The sequence below is a fragment of the Terribacillus saccharophilus genome (assembly GCF_002272075.1).
GTDB lineage: Bacteria > Bacillota > Bacilli > Bacillales > Amphibacillaceae > Terribacillus > Terribacillus saccharophilus_A.
The window spans coordinates 102,200-121,127 of the sequence record NZ_NPBJ01000004.1; the positions used below are offsets into that span (position 1 = coordinate 102,200).

The window sequence follows — 18,928 nt, forward strand, 5'->3', positions numbered from 1 at the left end:
TCATTCCTTTATCGTATATCATCACACGGCATTTCCCATTCCTCAAAAAATCGGTTCAGGAAGTCTTGCATGTAAGCATGTCTCGATTCAGCCATACGCAATGCTGTTTTTGTATGCAGTGTTTCTTTCAATTTCAATAGTTTATCATAAAAATGCTGAACGCTCGAATGCTTGGGGTCATTTGGCCAATGGATTAGGCGGCTGGCTGCTCCGCCAAAAGCGAACGTCCGGGCGATCCCGATAGCACCTATTGCATCCAGACGATCCGCATCCTGAATGATCTTTCCTTCCAATGTATCAGGTGTGCGTCCTTTACTGAAGGGAATATTGCGGCATGCCTGGAATATTTCCCGCATTACGTTTTCTTCCAACCCGATACGCCGCAGAAAACCTTGAGCCTCAGCCACAGCGTCTGCTGGCTCGTCAAACAGTTTATGGTCGCCAATATCGTGCATCCATCCAATTGCCTCTGTCAGGAACGGATCTGCACCTTCTTCGAATGCGATTTTCCTTCCCATCTTAGCTACCCGTTTCATGTGATAGAAATCGTGTCCTGTCGCATCTTTACGGAAAATGGTATATGCATAACGCTCCATCTCTTCCAATTGTCTTTTCTGTTCCATCATTCATCGTCCTTCCTAGTCAAATAGGTTCAGCTGTTCTGGCGGCGGGTCCGGCAGCTGCTGACCGAGGAGCTGCATCATCTCTTTAGCATTATCACTGGCATCACCGCCGGAATTATTATTGAATAGTAAAATGACACGTATGCTGGAATGTTCCAATTCCAATGCAGTTTCCCGCCATTCCTTCAATTCAGTCTGATTATATCGATAAAGAAAACGGACCTTTCGCCAGTCTTCACGGCCGTTTTGGTTCCAGCCATGCACATTTCGTCCGTGAAAACGGACGAGTGTCAACTGGTCGTTCGTTGCTTCTGGAACAGCAGGAACGGAACCGCTCCCTGCCTGCGGTTCATCGCAAACTGTATGTATGAATCCTAGTTCACGCAATAGACGCAGCGTTCTATCTCTGTATTCTTCTGCATACCAGGACTGATGCCGGAATTCAATCGCTACCGGCAGCCCTTTCGTCAGCTCACGAATAAACCGGAGCCTATCGATGCTTGTCTTTTCCACCTGGAACCAAGGCGGAAACTGGAAAAGGACTGCAGCTAGTTTATCTGCTTCTATGATTGGCTGAATCGAAGCTAAAAAGTAATCAAATAGAGCTGCTGCTTCTGCTCGCGTCATCTTTTTCCGACTTTGGCCAGTCATGTCCTGATGCGCTTTAATAATAAAGGAAAAATGTTCGGGAGTTTCCTCTGCCCATTTCGTATAATTACTGACAGACTGAATGGCATAGAAAGATGAATCCACTTCGACAACTTCAAAATGGGTCGCATATGTTTTCAATTTCTGCTGTCTGGCTTTTGCGTCCGGATAAAGTTTATCGTGATCTCCCCATCCGGTTACGCCGATTTGAATTGTCAAACTTTCGCCTCCTTCCGACAATATACGATTTATTATATTGTAATAGAATCGTATCAACCCATCAATGTAGAACGTTACTTGTCATGAAAAAACACAAGATGTCGCAAATTGATAAGAAAGAAACAGCAATATAGTATTTCAATTCAGTCAGGAAGCGATTACTTTCCCAATAAACCAACATTTCCCCCTACTTGACGCATTTTTCAAAATAAGCTATATTTGTGTCAAGCAAACAAGATGAGCGGAATAAACACATTGGCAGCTTGCTAGAAGGCTAAGTAATTCCGCCCTTCTAGCAGACTGCCTTTTATAATTCATGCACGTCTTTTTTGCATTACTACATGCGTTTTCTGTGAAACGTCTTTTAGGAGGATAAGGAATATGCCAAACGGAATTGTAAAGTGGTTCAACGCTGAAAAAGGTTACGGATTCATTCAAGTAGAGGACGGTAACGATGTGTTTGTACATTACTCCGCCATCCAGGAAGAAGGCTTCAAGAATCTTGAAGAAGGTCAGGAAGTATCCTTTGAAGTAATCGAAGGCGAAAGAGGACCTCAAGCAGCTAACGTAGAAAAACTTTAATATAACTCTAAGCGGCAATCCACTGGGTTGCCGCTTTTCTGTATACATATCTTTCCTTAAGTTGCATCCGTTTGGAAAAGCGCGTATACTCTTCCATTGTCTAATATTTTTTCACTAGGAGGAGCAGCATTGAATAACGATTTACTTTGGATTATCTTTTCGATTATAAATTTTGTCCTGCTGTTAATCATGTATCGGCTGTTCGGACGTCTTGGGTTGTTCGTGTGGGTTGGTATGGCTACAGTATTGGCGAATATCCAGGTGACGCAGACAATCGAGCTGTTCGGTTTGACAGCGACAATGGGAAATATCATATATGGAACCATCTTCTTGGCATCAGATATACTAAATGAGAATTATGGTAAGAAAATCGCAAGAAAAGCAGTTGGTCTTGGCTTCTCTACCCTGATTATCATGACAATCATCATGCAGATTGTTCTCGTGTTCGACCCGGCGCCAAGCGACATTGCGCATTCATCCCTCAGTACAATATTTGGATTCCTGCCGCGAGTCGCACTTGGAAGCTTGATTGCATACGGTATCAGTCAATATGTGGATGTCTGGCTATATGCCCTCGTCAAGAGAATGCTACCAGATGATAAGTTTCTTTGGGTGCGAAACAATGGCAGCACGATGCTCAGTCAGCTGCTGGATACGCTCGTTTTCTGTACAATCGCCTTCGCAGGGACATATGAATGGTCAGTATGGATTGAGATCTTCATCTCGACGTATTTGTTGAAATTCGTGGTTAGTATCATTTCGACGCCGTTTCTTTACGGCGCAAAACGGATGTACAGGCAAATCAACGATTAGGGGGAATAGATATTGATCGAGGTATATACGGATGGTGCCACTAGTGGTAATCCTGGGCAAAGCGGTGCTGGTATCGTAATTATAAATGATAGTACACGTCAGACTTACAGTGTACCGCTCGGAATGATGACAAATCATCAAGCCGAGTTTTGGGCCATCATCAAAGCACTGGAAATTTGTCAGAGCGATTACCCCGACGCTATCATTTCCTTGCGTTCTGATTCCCAAGCGGCAGTACAAGCAATCGATAAGGAACATACGAAGAACAAGGAATTCCAGCCACTATTAGAACAAATCATGCAGGTTAGCAGGCAGTTTCCTTATTTCTTCATTAAATGGATACCGGAAAAACAAAACAAAGCAGCTGATCAGCTTGCTCGGGAAGCGATTCGGCAGAATCAATGATATTGAAGTTGGAACCCTTTTCTCGCAAGCAGATCTTCTGCTTGTTTTTTTGTATGTATCTTATCTTCCCCTATTAAATCAAGCACACTAAGATAGAAGCTGCCATCAAAGGCATGCTGGAATCGCAACGTCACTTGCACAGCAAAAATAACCTTCCAATCAGGAGCATTGGCATAATTTTTACCAAAATAGATGAATTGTACGTCTTCGTCTGTCAGTTTGAATCCTTTTGCCCATAAATCGTCCAGAAAATAGGCCAAGCTATGTTTCGTCAACTTGCAAAACCCCTTTATCAGAATCCGACTTTTATTATAGCATTCTTGTTTGCGGTTTCAATGATTTAATGATAATTCTGTTTTATCGGAGTTATTAGATTTTTCTAACTTGCGCAACATTTCTCCTAAGTATTTACAATTCAAAAAGTTAGCATTAAACTAAAAAAGCCAATTAGAAAGGGGATGTTAGCGTGAAAAAGCTTATGTATTTGCTTGCGTTAACGGCTATCGTAGCCATTTTTGCAACAGGTTGTTCAAATGCTGAAGAAAGTAAATCTGACAGCGGTTCGGAAAAAACAGAAACGACCGATGTCAAAAAAGAACTTCTGCATACGCAAATGGATTTCACAGCAGATTTCAGTCCTAACTATTCACCAATTGCAGCTTATCAGACAGCTCTAGCTGACGAAGCTTCAACTGAAGATGTTATCAAGACTTCCGCTGAGGCTGCCAAGAAAGCAGCGGAAGAAGGTGCTGCAAAGCTTGCAGATTACAAGCTGGAAAGCAATCTTCCAGATGAAGAGAAAGAAGCCTTCACTGCTTCGCTTGATTCTTTGAAAGCATACTTTGAGGAAGTGAGCAAAGCAATCGATGCTTCTCAAACAGAGCCAAACTTAGATGCAGCTCAGAAACAATTCGATACTTTCCAGTCTGACTTGGAAGGAATCTATAAAGATGCTGGACTTCAAGTACCGGATATGGCAACAGCTCTAAGCTAAAGAAAAACGATGCAGACTAGTCTGCATCGTTTTTTTATAATTGATAGATTTTGCTGTATTTCTCAGTTAGATAACTTACAAGATAATCAGCATTCAATCCTTCACCTGTAACATCCTGCAGCAATTCCAACGGTTTTTTAGCTTTTCCATATTGATGGATTTGATCTGTCAACCATTGCTTGATCGGGGCAAAGTCGCCTTTTTCTATCAGATTATCTGTATCCAAAGAATCCTGCATTTTGGCATGGAACTGTGCTGCATACATATAACCTAGTGCATACGATGGGAAATAGCCGAAGTCCCCGCCTGACCAGTGGATATCCTGCAGCACGCCTTGAGCATCACTATCAGGCACAATACCAAGGTATTCTTCCATCTTACTATTCCAGATTTCCGGCAGATCCTTTACAGCAATTTCGTCTTTGAATAATGCCTTCTCCAGTTCATAGCGAATCATAATATGCAATGCATATGTCAATTCGTCAGCCTCAATCCGGATAAATGATGCTTTTACTTCATTCACCGCCTGATAAAAGGTGTCAAAATCGATTTCCTTTAATGATGCAGGTGCGTAAGTTTTGAATTCCTCGAAGTGCCCCTTCCAGAATGCTTCGCTTCGTGCGACGAAGTTTTCCCAGAATAAAGACTGAGATTCATGGATTCCCATGCTCGTTCCGCTTGCTAAAGGTGTTGCCGCTAATGCTTCTGCTATGTTCTGTTCATAAAGCGCATGTCCGCCTTCGTGAATTGTACCGAAGACAGCCATACGAAAATCTTCTTCATCGTAACGAGTTGTAATTCGGACATCCTTCGGGTTCAGTGTGATTTCAAACGGGTGAATTGTATCGTCCAGTCTTCCCGCTTCAAAGTCATATCCCATTTTCTTCAGGACAGAAATCGTGAAAGCTTTTTGCTGTTCTTTAGAAAAATGTGTCTGGAGCACACTAGTGTCTGGTTTCACATTCGATTGTTTGATTTGCTCAAGTAAATTTGTAAGGGATTTGCGTAATGCTGGGAACACTTCATCCAGTGTCTCCATCGTCACGCCGGGCTCATACATATCCAACAGAACGTCATAAGCATGCTGTTCAGCATTCCAATAGGAAGCGAATTTCTTCTTATAAGTGACCAGTTCCTCCAAATATGGCTGGAGCAAACTGAAATCCCCTTTCTCCCTTGCTTCTCCCCAGACTGATTCAGCTTTGGATTGAAGCATGATATATGCTTTAAACTCTGCCTCAGGAATTTTCTTGTTGCGATCGTATTCTTTTTCACTTTCCGCTAGTGATTTGATTAGAATGTCGTCCTCGGCGATGGGCTTAAGTTCATCAATCAGTTCTTTCAGTTTGTCAGATGTGGATAGACGATGCGACTGCTGTGATAAGTAGCTAATCGCTTCAGCCCGATATTCCATACCGGATTTCGGCGCTTTCGTCCGCAAGTCCCAATGCATGAGGGCAATTGCTTCTTCATAAGCTTTTTGTTCCTTGATCAAGTCCCAATATTGCTGTGTTGCATCTGACATACTATCCGCTCCCTTTTTCAGATATGTTTACCGAAATACTGATAATAATCGGTTTTGATAAAACCGTTGAAAAGCTTGCGTTTCTTAGTTGCCTGCTTGCCATAGAATGTTTCAAAGCCTTCGTGAGATGTTAAGATATAACCGCTCCAAGAAGGGTTATCCTTCATGATGGAACCTAGCTCTTTATAGGCCTTTTCCACCTCAGGGCGATCTCCCAATCTTTCCCCATATGGCGGATTCGTTATCATATAGCCATTATCCTGCTTCGGATTCCAATCCGCCACCTGCATTTGTCTCCAGTTGACCAATTCGCCAAGACCCGCTTCAATACTATTTGCCTTCGCAATTTCCACCATTTTATGGTCGATATCCGATCCAGAAATATAGAGTTCTTGATCATAATTAGCTAAATCCTCCGCTTCTTCCAATGCCTTTTCCCATAAGTCGGATTTTATCCAGTGCCAGTTTTCGGCATCAAATTCTCGGTTAAATCCAGGGGCAATGTTCTGACCGATTAGTGCGGCTTCGATGGCAATCGTTCCGCTACCGCAGAATGGATCATGAAGTGGAAATTCCGGACGCCAATTCGTCAAAAGTACCATCGCAGCTGCAAGAGTTTCTTTAATCGGTGCTTCGCCTTGCCCGACGCGATAGCCGCGTTTATGCAACCCTGTACCGCTTGTGTCCAATGTCAAACTGACCGTATCCTTCAAGATAGCCACTTCAATCCGGTGTCTTGGACCTGACTCATCCAACCAAGAAGCAATGCCATGCTTCTGTTTCAGTCTTTCTACTACCGCCTTTTTTACAATACGCTGACAGTCAGGGACACTATAAAGCGTCGATTTGACGCTTTTTCCAATGACTGGGAATTCTCCATTTTCCTGTATGTACGTTTCCCATGGCAATGCCTTTGTCTGTTCAAAGAGCTCATCAAAAGTAGTCGCCTTGAATTCGCCGACCAGCACTTTAATACGATCGGCTGTCCGCAGCCAGAGATTGCAGCGTACAATAGCGGACGGATCCGCTTGGAATACTACTCTGCCATTATCTACTTGTACATCTTCATAGCCCAGTTGCTTCACTTCGCGTGCAACAACTGATTCCAGTCCCATCGCAGCAGTGGCAATTAGGGTCACTTGCCTTTTCATCATGTAAAACCTCGCTTTTATGTATTAAAAAGCCCTCTCTAGCTGAAACCAGTTAGAAAGGGCTGTTTGTTGTATACAGTGGACCAAATGAATGTTCTGTAAGCCATGTTCTGTACCGATGCACTGCGAGCGGTGGTCAGCCTCGTACAACGGCAGTAATCATCTATCTACAAGCTCATCGCTTGTCCCTTTTTAGGTTGAATTCCCATAATCAAGGGTGCCCCTACCAACATTTGGGTTGCTCACTCGTGGGGTTTACCTCGTTCCACTCAGCAAGTTTCCAAGCTGACTACGTCACTGTGGCACTTTCAAGACATGTCAGCCATATCCGAAGACTTAGGCTTTCTGCCTGCCGTTAGCATTACTGCTACCTTGGCTTATGAATTCGCCAAGCACGAACACTACAAGCATCTCAGCCTGTGTGAGCATGGACTTTCCTCTGCATCACTGCAGCGATTACTCAAACATTCATTTTTAAGTTGCTAACCTATTGTACGCGGTTCGACGTCAATAGTCAAGACCGCCCAGCATCAAACATCATTCTCTGCGAATTTTTTTCCGAAAACGGCCTTTTCCAAATTGGACAGACGTTTAAGGATGTCATAATTCACTTGATGATTCATCTGTGTCTCTCGCTCTCGCACAGGAGCAGCTGGCTGTGGAGCTTGTTCTTTCGGCTGCTGTGCAGATCTGGATGATCTGGTCGTGTCGTTCGAGGACTGCTGCTGTCTAAGACGTTCATTCTCACTTTTCAGCCGATCGATTTCTTTTTGGAATGTTTCATAATCCTGAATGATCTTATCCAAATACTCATCGACTTCATCTTGGTTATAACCACGCATACCTGTTTTAAAATTCTTTTCAAAGATATCTTTTTGTGTCAGTTGGATGTTTGCCAAAGCCATACACAAGTCACCTCATTTATACAATTGTATATAAGTCCATTCTTTCAAAATCATCCGCAATTGTCAATTTTCTTCTCATGTCTGGTCCCAATAATTAGGATCGTTCATTTGTTCCCGCTCAAGTGTGTCCTGCAAATCCAGCGCGGTTATATAGTAGAGCCCATAATCATGCGCTTCTTGATAGCTGCGTGCTTCTTTTAGGAAAAAATCGACACTTCCTGTCTGGTTTTCGTCAAACATGACAAGAGCAGCCTCTGTTTTAGACAGCATCCATTTATCACGTGCCTTGAATTGGTAAGGTCCCTTATAGTCACCTTCATATATCGGCTGGTAAAAATCAGCAAGCATGATCACTTCTTGGTACTCTTCCTGCAGATCTTCGGACCAGCGCGCGTCCTGATTATCAAAAGGCGGGATGACAGCAAGCTGGATATCATATTCCTCTTCCTTTAAATCAAGTACAACCTGGGCTGTCCACAACTCTACACCAGTTTGTCCTGACAGGAGCACCCATTCCAATCCAGCTTCAATCAGACCGAGCAGCTTGTCCCGTATTGTTTGCTTGATATAATGCACTCGAGGATCACTCATTTTAAAGATTCCCATTTCGTAGTGCTTGTATCCAGTAACGTATAAATTCTTCATTTGGGACATGCGCTCCTCTTCTTTTCACTGTTTCTATCTAAACATAAAAGAGCTGGCTGACGCCAGCTCTAATAGGACTATTAGTACCACTTTTTCTGCGTTGGTTTAGGTTTTGGTGCCATTTGCGGTTTTGGCTGCTCAGGCATTGGCTGGTACATTTGCGGGCTTACCTGCTGCGGCATTGGCATAGGTGCCGGAGCCTGCATAGGCATAGCCATTGGCATCGGACCGCAGTCCTTGCAAGGATTCGGTCTCGGCGGGCTGTTGTGAGTCGGGCTAAGATGTGTCTGCTCCATCGATTGTTCATTAGCAAAAGAAGTCGTGTGCGGATACGCGTGGACATTCTTCACCTTATGATGGTTCACCACTGTTGTATGAACTGGGTGTATATGCTCAATTACCTCTTCAGAGTAAGTGTGTTCTACATTGTTGATAACAGGATCGACTATCGTCTTCGTTCCGCAGTGCACTGGACCACAATGGACTGGGCGCGGAGGAGGACAGCAATGTCTTTTACGCATGTTCTTTCCCCTTTCTGTATTGGATTCTCTATAACATATGAAAGGGCGAAAGAACATGTACTATGACAATCACCTATATTTCAGGCGTTTTGACTGATTAACCTGTCCGTATTTTTTAATGCTTCCAAGTTTTGAGCTCCAATTCCGAACATGCTGATCCGCAGTTCAAGCTCCAGCTGCTCGAATCGTTGGAGCAATGCTTCTTTCGAATCCACAGCTTCCGGCAAAATGGAACGTCCGTAACCTGCCATGTCAGCTCCTAAAGCTATCGCTTTAGCTGCATCAACGCCATTTGTTATTCCTCCGCTGGCAATCAGGCAGTCAGGAGGTTTTGGCATTCCGCTCAGCCTTTTAACGCATTTAGCAGTCGGAAGGCCCCAATCAAGAAATGCTGACGCGGCTCTTTGTTTTATAGTATTCTGAGAACGATATTTCTCTACTTCTATCCAAGAAGTACCTCCAGCACCTGCTGTATCAATGAATTGTACGCCTGCTCCAATTAGCTGACTGCATGTGTCAGGAGCAATCCCGAAGCCCACTTCCTTGACTCCGACAGGCACAGACAATGTATCTGCTACTTTCGCAATTTTAGACAAAAGTCCGCTGAAATTAGTATCTCCCTCATCTTGGAAAATTTCCTGCATGCTATTAAGATGCAGCACAATGGCATCTGCGCCTGTCAGACGAACGATTTGACTGCATTCTTCAGGTCCATAACCATAATTCAGCTGGACAGCACCGATATTTGCGAAAATAGGAATTGTCGGCGCTTCTTCCCGAAGCTGAAAACTTGCAGCGGCCGCCTTATTTTCCAGCGCCACTCGACTAGATCCAAGCCCGAGTGCCCAGCCTTTTTCCTCGGCAGCACTCGCTAAGTTCCGGTTAATTTCATGGGCACGGGGCGTACCACCTGTCATACTGCTGATCAGAAAAGGCACTTTCACTTGTTTATGAAGAAATGTGGCACTAGTATCAATTGAATCGAAGCTGATTTCAGGAAGAGCCTGATGCTCGAATCGGTATGATTCGAAGCCAGTTGAGATACCTTTTCCTTGTACTTGTTCATTCAACGTAATATGTATATGTTCATCCTTACGGTTATGTATGGATCTGTCTGTCATCCTGTTTCCCCCTGGCTCTAAACCTATCCCTGTATTATTGCTTGCGCTGTCAGTTTTCCGCTTAATGTGACCATTGGTGTACCACCGCCGGGGTGAGTCGAACCACCCGCAAACCAAAGACCTTTGATATGTGTATCTTTATTTGGTATTCGGAAAAAGGCTTGCTGAAGATTATTGGAACTCATTCCATAGATAGCTCCCCGAAAAGCACGAGTGCGTACGGCTAAATCAGCTGGAGTCTGAAGTTCTTCTATGATAATTGATTCCGATAGAGCAGTAAGCCCTTTATCTTCAAGCTGCTGTATAAGCTGTTCTTTGTACCGTTCTTTATCCTGCAACTGGTTCATACCAGTAAGATACGGTGCGTTTGCAAGAACGAATAAATTGCTCATGCTTGCAGGTGCAAGGTCCGGTTCACTTGCTCCAGAAAAACAAATATAAAGTGTCGGCTCCTTGATAAAATTTTTTTTCTTAAAAATCGATGTGAATTCTGCTTGATAATCGGAAGGGAAGAACACATTATGGTGAGCTAATTGTGCGTAGCGCTTTTTAATACCTAAAAGCATTGTAAAGCCAGACAAAGAAGGCTCTACTTTCTTTATTTTATGATCAGAAAAATGCGGTCGATCAGACTTATCCAGCAGTCCGCTGTACATACTGAGGGCATCTCCGTTTCCGATAAGCGTATCACAAGCATAGTCACCTTTGGTAGTCGTAACCCCTGTTACAGCCCCTTTACTTGTCTCTATACTGGTCACATCTGTTTCTTTCTCGACGGTAACCCCTAATTCCACAGCCAGCTTTTCAAATGCTTCCACAAGTTTATACGTGCCACCTTTAATGCCATAAACTCCTTCCCCTGCTTCCAAAAATGCAAGCATTGCAAAAATGGATGGCGCCTGAAATGGAGAAGACCCAACATATGTGGCGTACCTGCCGAAAAGACGTAATGTATTTGGATGTCGAAAGTACTGTTTTAATAAAGCTTGAAATGATTGTATCGGACGAATCTTGGCAAAATTACGCAAAAGTTCAGGCTGCAGCTTTTCCTCCCACAGAAAGAGTGGTTTATGAAGAAATGCCTTTTCTGAAATCTGAAACAGCCTTCTGCTTTCAGCAAGGAAAGCAGGATAAGCTTTTGCATCAGCTTTGCTGTAGGCGGCTAGCTGCTCCTGCATCCTCTCAACATCTGGTGTCAGTTCGACGACGTTCCCATCCGGAAAAAAATTCTTTCCGATTGGGGAAATTGGATAGAAAGATAAATAATTTCTGCTGTCTCGCCCCGTATCATGAATTACTTGTTCAAAGATATGCTTTAGTGTGATGGTGCTGGGTCCCAGATCAAAGTGAAAGCCACCTTTATTAACCTGTTGGAGCTTGCCGCCAAGTGTTTTGTTCTTCTCAAGTATTTTAACATCCCAGCCAGCGTGGGCAAGGTAAATACTGGTCGTTAACCCCCCTAACCCGCCACCTATAATAACAGCTCGTTTCATTCGTAATATCTCCTGCCTTTCCATTCATATCCCTCTCTTTGCTTATGAATCCGTATTGCATCCAGAGCAAGCAAAATAAAGCAGCTGCATCCAATAGGAAAGAGAAAGGACGTATACCAGCTTGTCTTCGCCTGGGAATCAATGAAAACCTTAATGACTGCTCCAATTAGATAAGCTGTAACAGCCGCGAGCACTATCTGCATGTCTCCAGCTATCAATCCGAAAAATATGCAAACCGTCGGCAGCACATACACTAGTGCATATAACAAACAAATAAATAAAGTAAGGAAAATATTGCTTCCCGTCCCCGTGAAGATATTTTTACGGAATCCTAGCCATACAGAACGGTTCGTTTCGTACATCCGCATACTGGCGAACTTCTCTCCGCGAAGCAACGCGACTGGAAACTGAGACCGCTTCATAAGACGCATCAGTTCCATATCATCCACTATGGCTGATTTGATCGCTGCATGACTGCCTGCGTTTTGATAACTTTCCTTGTGGATACAGATAAATGCGCCGTGAGCTGCTGTAAATTTAGGATCTTGAGTTTTTGTTACTTGTCGGATTGGTAAGTGGCAAATAACGAGGAAAATCATGAACGGAACAAGCATGCGTTCAAGAAAAGTATGAACACGCTGCCTCGGAAACGCGGATATCATCCGATAATTCCTGTCAAGAAACGGCTGAAGTAGCGCAAGTCCGTTTTTTTCCACTGTTACATCCGCATCTAGGAACAACAGCCATTCCCCTTCCGCATGTTCCCCTAATTGCTGACAAGCAAAGTTTTTCCCAGTCCAGCCTGAAGGCAGGTCCTTGCCTTGATAAAGTTTTAAGTTTGAAAGCTTGTACTGGAATTGACGTACAACAGCAGATGTTCCATCTGTGGATTGATCATCCAATACAAGGATTTCTTTTATGTAGTCCTGTTGTGGAATCAGGCTTTCAAGTAAGCGTTCAATATTATCTGCTTCATTACGTGCTGGTATCAATATACACAGTGGCTTTATCGGTGTATTCGCTCTTAATGAACTTTTCGGAAAAGCTGTACTGTTGTAAAGCACCCAGATCAGCTGAAAAATAAGTAGGGAATGAATGACAAGTAACAGTACAAGCATAAATGCTTCTCCCTCCCTAGCAGATCTGTTCCTGGGGCTCTATATGCTTCCCGCCGATGATCGTCTGTTTATGCTCGTCTGCTTGTTCCTCCAGCAGTTTCGATAAATACAAACTCACACTGGACCTCGTCATTTTTTCCCAGTCGTCTTGAATTGGTTCACCGAAGTGTATTGAAGCAATAGGTTTCTTTTCTTCTCCAAAATGATAATGCAAAGTAACCGGAACAACCGGGACCGGCATCTGATGCAGCAAATACCCTATTCCCGTCTCAAAAAAATATGGTCTCTGATCTTGATGCAAAATCTGTCCCTGCGGAAAGATCCAAACGTAGCTGCCCGCTTCCAGCAGCTGTCGCGCATACTGAAGGGAAGCGACAACATCGCGAATTCTTGATTTATCAATTGAGAAAGCACCGAGCTTGCGAAAGAAACGATACGTTTCCAGTCCTTCTTGGGCCATAAGCATAAAATGATTACCCTCTAGATGCTTTTCAGTGGCTTGAAAAATTAACAGACCATCCCACCAGGAGCTGTGGTTTGCAATATATATTGCTGGTTTTTCTGGTACATGGACGTGTCCGGTAGCTTCAACCCGCTCAAAGTTACGGGGAAGCAAATAATATCGTTGATAAGCGGCGAAAAGTTTAATGAACCAGCGCTTTTTTTCTGCTTGAATCATGTACTTTCCTCCCTTCTGTAAAAAGAATGAACAGAATGGCTAGACAAGCAACAAGGATGAATCCTTTTTTCAGAGCCAGCAGACCGAAAAACAGGAACATCAATTCCAACAAACGATAAGACTGGACTGTCGGCTTTGCACCCTTTTGTAACGGAAGCAAAAATGACAGAATCGCAGCGAGGAAGAACCATGTAGTAAAATTCGTTGCCGGAATACCATAATAAAAGCCACCGTTATCCCATTGCCAGAAATCCCAAGCTAATGCGACAGGATCGAGTATGAGATCGATAAATACGACCCATACGCCTGTTTCTAAAGCCCGAAACCACTTATTTTGCTGTGTGCTGATCATAGTGCTGTTAATAATAAAACCAACCCAGGCAATGGCGATTGTAAAAGGTACTCCTAATATATGATAGCCGAGCATTGTCGTGTATTCGTATTCACCAAAGGGAAATCCAGTATAAACGCTTAGTGCCTCAATCAACAGTGTGGTAGCTCCAATAATAAACAGAACGGTGAACATCTTACTCATTTTCGTTTTACTGAAAAAGAAGGTTTTGCTTTCTACCAGTACCGCTGCCGTATAGAGAATCATAAAGATACTATTAGCGAAATACAGCCATTCCGGAAGTTCCCAGAATAAAAGAAGCAACAGCCCAATAACCAACCAAACAGAAAAGATACGGTACGTCATGTAATTGATTCCCTTTTCCTTGCCTTCTTAGCTATTTGGTAGAGTGCTAGTTTACGAGACTGCGATACATAAGCACGCTTATGGAACACGTCATAGTCATTCTCTTTGATTACATCCATAATTGCTGCATAATAGCTGCTAGCCAATGTGATTGCGAATGCGCTCGATTCAGGATAGGTATTCAGACCTTCCAGTCCTTCTTCAAACCAATTGTTAGCTGTATTTATCAGGTCGTCAATTACTTGGCGAAACGATATGGATAATTCCTGCGCATAAAATGCTTCTTCTGTATAGTCGTATGCCGACAAAATGGATAGCGGTATATATCGTCGGCCCCGCTCCAAGTCTTCCCCGATATCCCTTAAGATATTGACGATTTGCATCGCCTTTCCAAGATTTATTCCTGCTTGTACAATTTTTTCCGAAGGATAATCGTGCAATACCGGCAGCAGCATTTCGCCGACAGATCCGGCTACATGGTAGCAGTAGTCTTCCAACTGTTCAAATGTCTTATAATGAGTATGCATCTCATCCATACGCTGACCTTTAATCTGAGTGAAGAACGGCGCTGGTTCCAGATTCGGAAAAGTGTCGAATAGCCAGCGCAGGGAAGGCCAGATAAAATGCCCTTCAGCTTTACTGAGATGTTGAAAGTTCCACTCCAGCTCGTCTAGGGTATAAACGCTATTTTCAGGTTCATCCATGCTGTCATCAATCATCCGACAGAATGTATAAATAACGAACACAGCTTCCTTACGCGGTGAAGGAAGCTCGCGAAAAGCCTGATAAAAGCTCGCAGAATGCTGCTTCATCGCCTTTTCACACGCTTTTGCGTACGGTTTCTTGAGCATAGTCTCCCACCTCACTCATAATTAGATCACTTAAATTCTTTGCACCTTGCATGACGATCGGTACACCTCCACCGGGGTGGACAGAAGCGCCGACAGCATAAAGTCCTTCAATGCCAAATGGCTTGTTCTGTGGGCGAAAACCTCCAGATTGCAGCAGGTTGGGAGCGATCCCAAAGCTTCCCCCTTGGTACAATCCAGCCTGACTCGCATCCGCCGGTGTCCTCAACTTCAGCCATTCGATCGAGTCCAATAATCCTGGCAGCAGTGTCTTCTCTGCTTTCTGAAGAACGCGTTCAACGAGCAGATCTTTCTGCTGGTCCCAGTTAATATGGTCACCAGATGGAACAGGAACAAGAAAATATAAAGCCGACTTTCCCGAAAGCGCACAAGTCGCATCTATGGAACTTGGGTTGAATACATAGAATGAAGGATCTTCTGGAATAGTTCGAGATTCAAAAATAGCCTCCATATTTTGCTGGAACTGTTCAGGAAGAACAAATTGATGCGTTTGCAACTCTTCCCATCTCCGATTGGTTCCTGCATAGATGAGCAGACAGCCACTGGAGGCCGAAGGCTGCTTTTTCTTTTTTGCTTTTTTATCGTCAAGTAAGGAATGAATGGCAGGAAAATCACCGTTGTACACTACATTATTAAAAGGCTGGAAAGCTCCGTCCACCTCTATTCCGCTCACCCTTTTCCTTTTTTGCTGAATCTTTTCAACTTTTGCGTTGTATTGAAGTGTGACTCCGCGTTCTTCACAATAAGAAACCAAAGTGTCAATCAATCCCGCATAGCCGCCTTTGACATACCAGATTCCGTGGGCATGCTCACTATAAGAAATCAGACCATAAATAGCAGGTGTCGTATAAGGAGATCCTCCTATATACAGAGATTGCAGCGCATATGCATCCTGTAGCTTCGGTTCATTAAAATAATCACTTATGAAGCTATGAACGTCACGGTAAGCTTTTGATTTATAAAGGAAGCGCAGATTGCTTGACGTAAAGAAGCGAAGCCTGTTAGAAAATCCTTGTTCCAAAAACTGACTTACTCCAACCCGGTATACGTTTTCCATATCGTGCATGAATTGATCATATTGCGCTGCTTGATTTGGAAACTTTGTCAGCAATTCTTCTTTCTGTTTTGCTGGATCAGAGTATTTTGTATAAGCAGTACCATCTGCATAATGAATTCTGTAAAGCGGATCACACTTTATTAGCTCAAGTTCATTCTGCGGAATAGCACATGCATCCAATACATTGCGAATCATATCGGGCAGGAGGACGATTGTCGGGCCTTGGTCAATGCGAAAGTCGCCGTCTGTTTCGTATTGCATACGCCCTCCCGGATTCGCTTGCTGTTCAAAGACTGTAACTTGATGTCCTTGTCTTTCAAGAAGCAATGCAGTTGTAAGCCCGCCAACACCTGCACCGATTATAGCCGTCTTCACATTGTCACCTTCTCTTGAGATGGTTTTATCGATTGAGTAGTTTTAGCTCCACTGTTTTTCTCGACTAAATCGGCACTGATCTTAGCTGACTGAAAAATAGTCGGCAGTCCGCTGCCTGGATGCGTTCCTCCTCCGACAAGATAACAATGGGAAAGTTCTTTCACCTGGTTATGTGGTCGGTTGTACATCATCTGATCTAGTGAATGTGCCAGATTAAATACTGCCCCGTGCTGAATGTTCATCGCTTCCCAATCTGACGGTGTGATACAATGTTCTGTTTCAATCAGAGACTCGATATTCTCTATACCTGTTTCACGTGCAAGAATATCAAGCATTTTCTGACGCATACGAGGACTCGCTTCTTCCCAATCAATGTCAGCCTCTGTATTTGGAACAGGCATCAGCAAATATGCTGTAGACTTTCCAGCAGGTGCTGTTGTTGGATCGAGTTTAGTCGGATAATGGATGTAAACAGAAGGATCTTCAGAGAGGACAAGCTGTTCTGTCATCTCTTCTACATTCCTTTTGTAATCATCAGCAAATACAACCATATGATGTGGCAGATTAACTTCTTGCTTCAAACCTAGATAAAGCATAAAGGTTGAGCAGGAATATTTTTTGTTCTCCATTTTCTTTTGGAATTTCTTTTTCCATTTCTCCTCGAACAAGTGCTGTACACTATAGCTATAATCTGCATTTATAATAACTTCGTCAGCTTGAACATCAAGTCCATTTTCCAGACGAAGACCTGTGGCCTGCTTGCCTTCAGTAAGAATCTGAGCAACAGGTTTTCCAGTATGAACCACGCCTCCGTATTCCTCAATCACCTGTCGCATCGCTTCGCAAATTCGGTTGACGCCTCCAATCGGATGATACAGACCGAACTTATGTTCAAGATACGAAAGTATCGTGAACGTCCCCGGACACTTCCAAGGAGACATTCCTAAGTATTTTGCTTGGAAAGTAAAGGCATATTTCAACCGTTCATCATTAAAATAGGAAGAAAGCTTACTGTATACTGTCTGGAACATATCGAGCTTCGGCAGGGCATACAGTACATCCTTGCTCAAATAAGTGCGTCTATGTACGAAAGGGCGGCGTAGAAGCTTTTCCACTCGGTCGAACTTCTCTCCCTCTTTTTCCATGAACTGAATAAAACCTTGGCTTTCGCCCGGAAAGACCCGTTCTATTTCATCCAGCATATCTTGTCTATCAACTCGCGGTGTAAATGTGACGTCCCCAAACCGGAGCGTATATAATGGATCCAGCCGATGCAGCTGAACATAATTGTAAAGGTTGCGGCCAGCTTCCTCGAAAAGCTCCTCTAGAAGCTTGGGCATCATAAAGAAAGTTGCACCAAGATCGAATTGGAACTCACCATGCTTCAAACGTGAAGTCCTGCCGCCGATTACATCATTTTTTTCATATACTTCTACTTTGTATCCTTTGGCTGCAAGCAGCATCCCTGCTGTCAGACCCCCAGGACCAGCACCGATGATTGCTACTTTTTTCTTAGTCAACGGTCAGACCTCCATTCTGAATAGTTCTCTATACCCTGTTCGCCTAATGGAGAAACCTATCGAACGATAAATTAAAAAAGACCTAAAGTGTAAAAACACTTTAGGTCTTTAGATTACATTTGATTTTTACTGGGATGCTTTTTCGTCAGAAAAAAGATCTTCTGGCTGGAAAGAAAACGGAAGCAGCTCTTCCATAGTAACTGTCTTCGAAACACCACTCATGTTCGAAATATGGATGACAGCATCCTGAGGGAAGAATTCAGCCATTACTTGCCGGCATGATCCGCATGGAGGAACTGGACGTTCTGTATTCGCTACAACAGCGATCTCAGAAAAATCTCTTTCGCCATTTGCAACAGCTTGGAAAATTGCAGTTCGTTCCGCACAGCATGTCACAGGATAAGCAGCATTTTCAATATTGCAGCCTTGATAAACATTTCCTGCCTTGGTTAGGACTGCTGCACCTACTCCAAATTTAGAATAAGGTATATATGCCCGTTCTCTTGCTTCTTTAGCTAGATTAATCAATTCTTCTTTCGTCATTGTTTTCTTCCTCTCCGTCGTGTCCTTCTAATCGGTCCATATCTTCATCAAGCAACTGGATGACGTAGCCGATCGATTGATGATAATCCATATATCGTTCGGGCCGGATGTCTATGTAGTAGCTATGCAGGATGACTAAGTGGACATTTTCTTCTGTAGACTGTACTTGCTGCGGATGCACACTAATCTCGCGCTGCTGGACAAAGTCCGCTGCAGCCTGATGCCATTCCTGAAGAAGCTGATACATAGGTTCTGTTTCCTTCTTCACCATCTCGAAAAATGCTTTATCATGCTTTTCGCTTGGCGGCTCATGATTAAGGAAGCGTTCTTTCAGTTGTACGATCAAGTCGGATAGCTGCTTATTATATATCTGTAATGTCGTCAATATAACCCCTTCTCTGCTTATCGTGTTGTTCTATTATACA

At 43.5% G+C, this 18,928-nt stretch carries 22 protein-coding genes and 1 other RNA gene; 4 read left to right on the plus strand and 19 right to left on the minus strand.

Annotated features, from left to right (window positions below):
- Nucleotides 1-8 precede the first annotated feature (8 nt).
- On the minus strand, nt 9-626 hold the full coding sequence (locus tag CHH48_RS03160; protein ID WP_245840293.1) for an HD domain-containing protein: 618 nt from the start codon (nt 624-626) through the stop codon (nt 9-11).
- Nucleotides 627-638: 12 nt separating this feature from the next.
- Nucleotides 639-1,490: a DUF72 domain-containing protein gene (locus CHH48_RS03165; RefSeq protein ID WP_095217871.1), complete on the minus strand. Its 852-nt coding sequence runs from the start codon at nt 1,488-1,490 to the stop codon at nt 639-641.
- 381 nt (nt 1,491-1,871) lie between these two features.
- On the opposite strand from CHH48_RS03165, the gene CHH48_RS03170 reads away from it, so the two are divergent.
- From CHH48_RS03170 to CHH48_RS03180, 3 genes are all read left to right on the plus strand, one after another.
- Nucleotides 1,872-2,072, plus strand: coding sequence for a cold-shock protein (locus CHH48_RS03170; protein WP_095217872.1), 201 nt, complete (start codon nt 1,872-1,874; stop codon nt 2,070-2,072).
- 129 nt (nt 2,073-2,201) lie between these two features.
- Nucleotides 2,202-2,885, plus strand: coding sequence for a queuosine precursor transporter (locus CHH48_RS03175; RefSeq protein ID WP_095217873.1), 684 nt, complete (start codon nt 2,202-2,204; stop codon nt 2,883-2,885).
- Between the two features lie 12 nt (nt 2,886-2,897).
- Complete coding sequence (locus CHH48_RS03180) at nt 2,898-3,290, plus strand: ribonuclease HI family protein (RefSeq protein ID WP_095217874.1); 393 nt, start codon at nt 2,898-2,900, stop codon at nt 3,288-3,290.
- Here the strand turns inward: CHH48_RS03180 and CHH48_RS03185 are convergent.
- Nucleotides 3,284-3,565 (minus strand): DUF6123 family protein, encoded by a 282-nt coding sequence (locus tag CHH48_RS03185; RefSeq protein ID WP_095217875.1) that lies wholly within the window; start codon nt 3,563-3,565, stop codon nt 3,284-3,286. The genes CHH48_RS03180 and CHH48_RS03185 overlap by 7 nt on opposite strands.
- Nucleotides 3,566-3,756: 191 nt before the next feature.
- On the opposite strand from CHH48_RS03185, the gene CHH48_RS03190 reads away from it, so the two are divergent.
- On the plus strand, nt 3,757-4,284 hold the full coding sequence (locus CHH48_RS03190) for a hypothetical protein (protein WP_095217876.1): 528 nt from the start codon (nt 3,757-3,759) through the stop codon (nt 4,282-4,284).
- 34 nt (nt 4,285-4,318) lie between these two features.
- On the opposite strand, the gene CHH48_RS03195 is transcribed toward CHH48_RS03190, so the two are convergent.
- From CHH48_RS03195 to CHH48_RS03270, 16 genes are all read right to left on the minus strand, one after another.
- Nucleotides 4,319-5,809 (minus strand): carboxypeptidase M32, encoded by a 1,491-nt coding sequence (locus CHH48_RS03195; RefSeq protein ID WP_095217877.1) that lies wholly within the window; start codon nt 5,807-5,809, stop codon nt 4,319-4,321.
- Between the two features lie 17 nt (nt 5,810-5,826).
- Nucleotides 5,827-6,960 carry a THUMP domain-containing class I SAM-dependent RNA methyltransferase gene (locus tag CHH48_RS03200; protein WP_095218088.1) on the minus strand — a complete coding sequence of 378 codons (1,134 nt, stop codon included), beginning with the start codon at nt 6,958-6,960 and terminating at the stop codon, nt 5,827-5,829.
- Between the two features lie 94 nt (nt 6,961-7,054).
- Nucleotides 7,055-7,428: RNase P RNA component class B (gene rnpB, locus CHH48_RS03205), an RNA gene on the minus strand.
- A 62-nt stretch (nt 7,429-7,490) separates the two neighbouring features.
- Entirely contained in the window at nt 7,491-7,865 is a 375-nt protein-coding gene (gene gpsB / locus CHH48_RS03210; protein ID WP_095217878.1) for a cell division regulator GpsB, read from the minus strand.
- A 75-nt stretch (nt 7,866-7,940) separates the two neighbouring features.
- Nucleotides 7,941-8,510 (minus strand): SLOG family protein, encoded by a 570-nt coding sequence (locus CHH48_RS03215; protein ID WP_095217879.1) that lies wholly within the window; start codon nt 8,508-8,510, stop codon nt 7,941-7,943.
- 80 nt (nt 8,511-8,590) lie between these two features.
- Nucleotides 8,591-9,031 (minus strand): CotD family spore coat protein, encoded by a 441-nt coding sequence (locus CHH48_RS03220; protein ID WP_175073045.1) that lies wholly within the window; start codon nt 9,029-9,031, stop codon nt 8,591-8,593.
- A gap of 80 nt (nt 9,032-9,111) precedes the next feature.
- On the minus strand, nt 9,112-10,152 hold the full coding sequence (gene fni / locus CHH48_RS03225) for a type 2 isopentenyl-diphosphate Delta-isomerase (protein ID WP_095217881.1): 1,041 nt from the start codon (nt 10,150-10,152) through the stop codon (nt 9,112-9,114).
- A gap of 23 nt (nt 10,153-10,175) precedes the next feature.
- Nucleotides 10,176-11,645: a phytoene desaturase family protein gene (locus CHH48_RS03230; RefSeq protein WP_095217882.1), complete on the minus strand. Its 1,470-nt coding sequence runs from the start codon at nt 11,643-11,645 to the stop codon at nt 10,176-10,178.
- On the minus strand, nt 11,642-12,763 hold the full coding sequence (locus CHH48_RS03235; protein WP_095217883.1) for a glycosyltransferase: 1,122 nt from the start codon (nt 12,761-12,763) through the stop codon (nt 11,642-11,644). The genes CHH48_RS03230 and CHH48_RS03235 overlap by 4 nt, the downstream gene beginning before the upstream one ends.
- Before the next feature lie 16 nt (nt 12,764-12,779).
- The gene (locus CHH48_RS03240) at nt 12,780-13,442 is read right to left on the minus strand and encodes a lysophospholipid acyltransferase family protein (RefSeq protein ID WP_095217884.1); all 663 of its coding nucleotides are present in this window, start codon (nt 13,440-13,442) and stop codon (nt 12,780-12,782) included.
- Nucleotides 13,408-14,139: a carotenoid biosynthesis protein gene (locus CHH48_RS03245; RefSeq protein ID WP_095217885.1), complete on the minus strand. Its 732-nt coding sequence runs from the start codon at nt 14,137-14,139 to the stop codon at nt 13,408-13,410. Before CHH48_RS03245 ends, CHH48_RS03240 begins: the two co-directional genes overlap by 35 nt.
- Complete coding sequence (locus CHH48_RS03250; protein ID WP_095217886.1) at nt 14,136-14,990, minus strand: phytoene/squalene synthase family protein; 855 nt, start codon at nt 14,988-14,990, stop codon at nt 14,136-14,138. Before CHH48_RS03250 ends, CHH48_RS03245 begins: the two co-directional genes overlap by 4 nt.
- Complete coding sequence (locus tag CHH48_RS03255; RefSeq protein ID WP_176466355.1) at nt 14,959-16,440, minus strand: phytoene desaturase family protein; 1,482 nt, start codon at nt 16,438-16,440, stop codon at nt 14,959-14,961. Before CHH48_RS03255 ends, CHH48_RS03250 begins: the two co-directional genes overlap by 32 nt.
- Complete coding sequence (locus CHH48_RS03260; RefSeq protein WP_095217888.1) at nt 16,437-17,960, minus strand: phytoene desaturase family protein; 1,524 nt, start codon at nt 17,958-17,960, stop codon at nt 16,437-16,439. The genes CHH48_RS03255 and CHH48_RS03260 overlap by 4 nt, the downstream gene beginning before the upstream one ends.
- A 126-nt stretch (nt 17,961-18,086) precedes the next feature.
- Nucleotides 18,087-18,503 (minus strand): cytidine deaminase, encoded by a 417-nt coding sequence (locus CHH48_RS03265; RefSeq protein WP_095217889.1) that lies wholly within the window; start codon nt 18,501-18,503, stop codon nt 18,087-18,089.
- Nucleotides 18,481-18,888, minus strand: coding sequence for a DUF1798 family protein (locus tag CHH48_RS03270; protein WP_245840294.1), 408 nt, complete (start codon nt 18,886-18,888; stop codon nt 18,481-18,483). Before CHH48_RS03270 ends, CHH48_RS03265 begins: the two co-directional genes overlap by 23 nt.
- Between the last annotated feature and the right edge of the window lie 40 nt (nt 18,889-18,928).

What these genes read in the sequence shown, in the direction of transcription:
- CHH48_RS03215 (WP_095217879.1), bottom strand. Translation starts at nt 8,510, where the DNA reads ATGAAGAATTTATACGTTACTGGATACAAGCACTACGAAATGGGAATC.
- CHH48_RS03245 (WP_095217885.1), bottom strand. Translation starts at nt 14,139, where the DNA reads ATGACGTACCGTATCTTTTCTGTTTGGTTGGTTATTGGGCTGTTGCTT.
- CHH48_RS03220 (WP_175073045.1), bottom strand. Translation starts at nt 9,031, where the DNA reads ATGCGTAAAAGACATTGCTGTCCTCCTCCGCGCCCAGTCCATTGTGGT.
- CHH48_RS03265 (WP_095217889.1), bottom strand. Translation starts at nt 18,503, where the DNA reads ATGACGAAAGAAGAATTGATTAATCTAGCTAAAGAAGCAAGAGAACGG.
- CHH48_RS03230 (WP_095217882.1), bottom strand. Translation starts at nt 11,645, where the DNA reads ATGAAACGAGCTGTTATTATAGGTGGCGGGTTAGGGGGGTTAACGACC.
- CHH48_RS03250 (WP_095217886.1), bottom strand. Translation starts at nt 14,990, where the DNA reads ATGCTCAAGAAACCGTACGCAAAAGCGTGTGAAAAGGCGATGAAGCAG.
- fni (WP_095217881.1), bottom strand. Translation starts at nt 10,152, where the DNA reads ATGACAGACAGATCCATACATAACCGTAAGGATGAACATATACATATT.
- CHH48_RS03195 (WP_095217877.1), bottom strand. Translation starts at nt 5,809, where the DNA reads ATGTCAGATGCAACACAGCAATATTGGGACTTGATCAAGGAACAAAAA.
- CHH48_RS03170 (WP_095217872.1), top strand. Translation starts at nt 1,872, where the DNA reads ATGCCAAACGGAATTGTAAAGTGGTTCAACGCTGAAAAAGGTTACGGA.
- CHH48_RS03200 (WP_095218088.1), bottom strand. Translation starts at nt 6,960, where the DNA reads ATGAAAAGGCAAGTGACCCTAATTGCCACTGCTGCGATGGGACTGGAA.
- CHH48_RS03160 (WP_245840293.1), bottom strand. Translation starts at nt 626, where the DNA reads ATGATGGAACAGAAAAGACAATTGGAAGAGATGGAGCGTTATGCATAT.
- CHH48_RS03235 (WP_095217883.1), bottom strand. Translation starts at nt 12,763, where the DNA reads ATGCTTGTACTGTTACTTGTCATTCATTCCCTACTTATTTTTCAGCTG.
- gpsB (WP_095217878.1), bottom strand. Translation starts at nt 7,865, where the DNA reads ATGGCTTTGGCAAACATCCAACTGACACAAAAAGATATCTTTGAAAAG.
- CHH48_RS03240 (WP_095217884.1), bottom strand. Translation starts at nt 13,442, where the DNA reads ATGATTCAAGCAGAAAAAAAGCGCTGGTTCATTAAACTTTTCGCCGCT.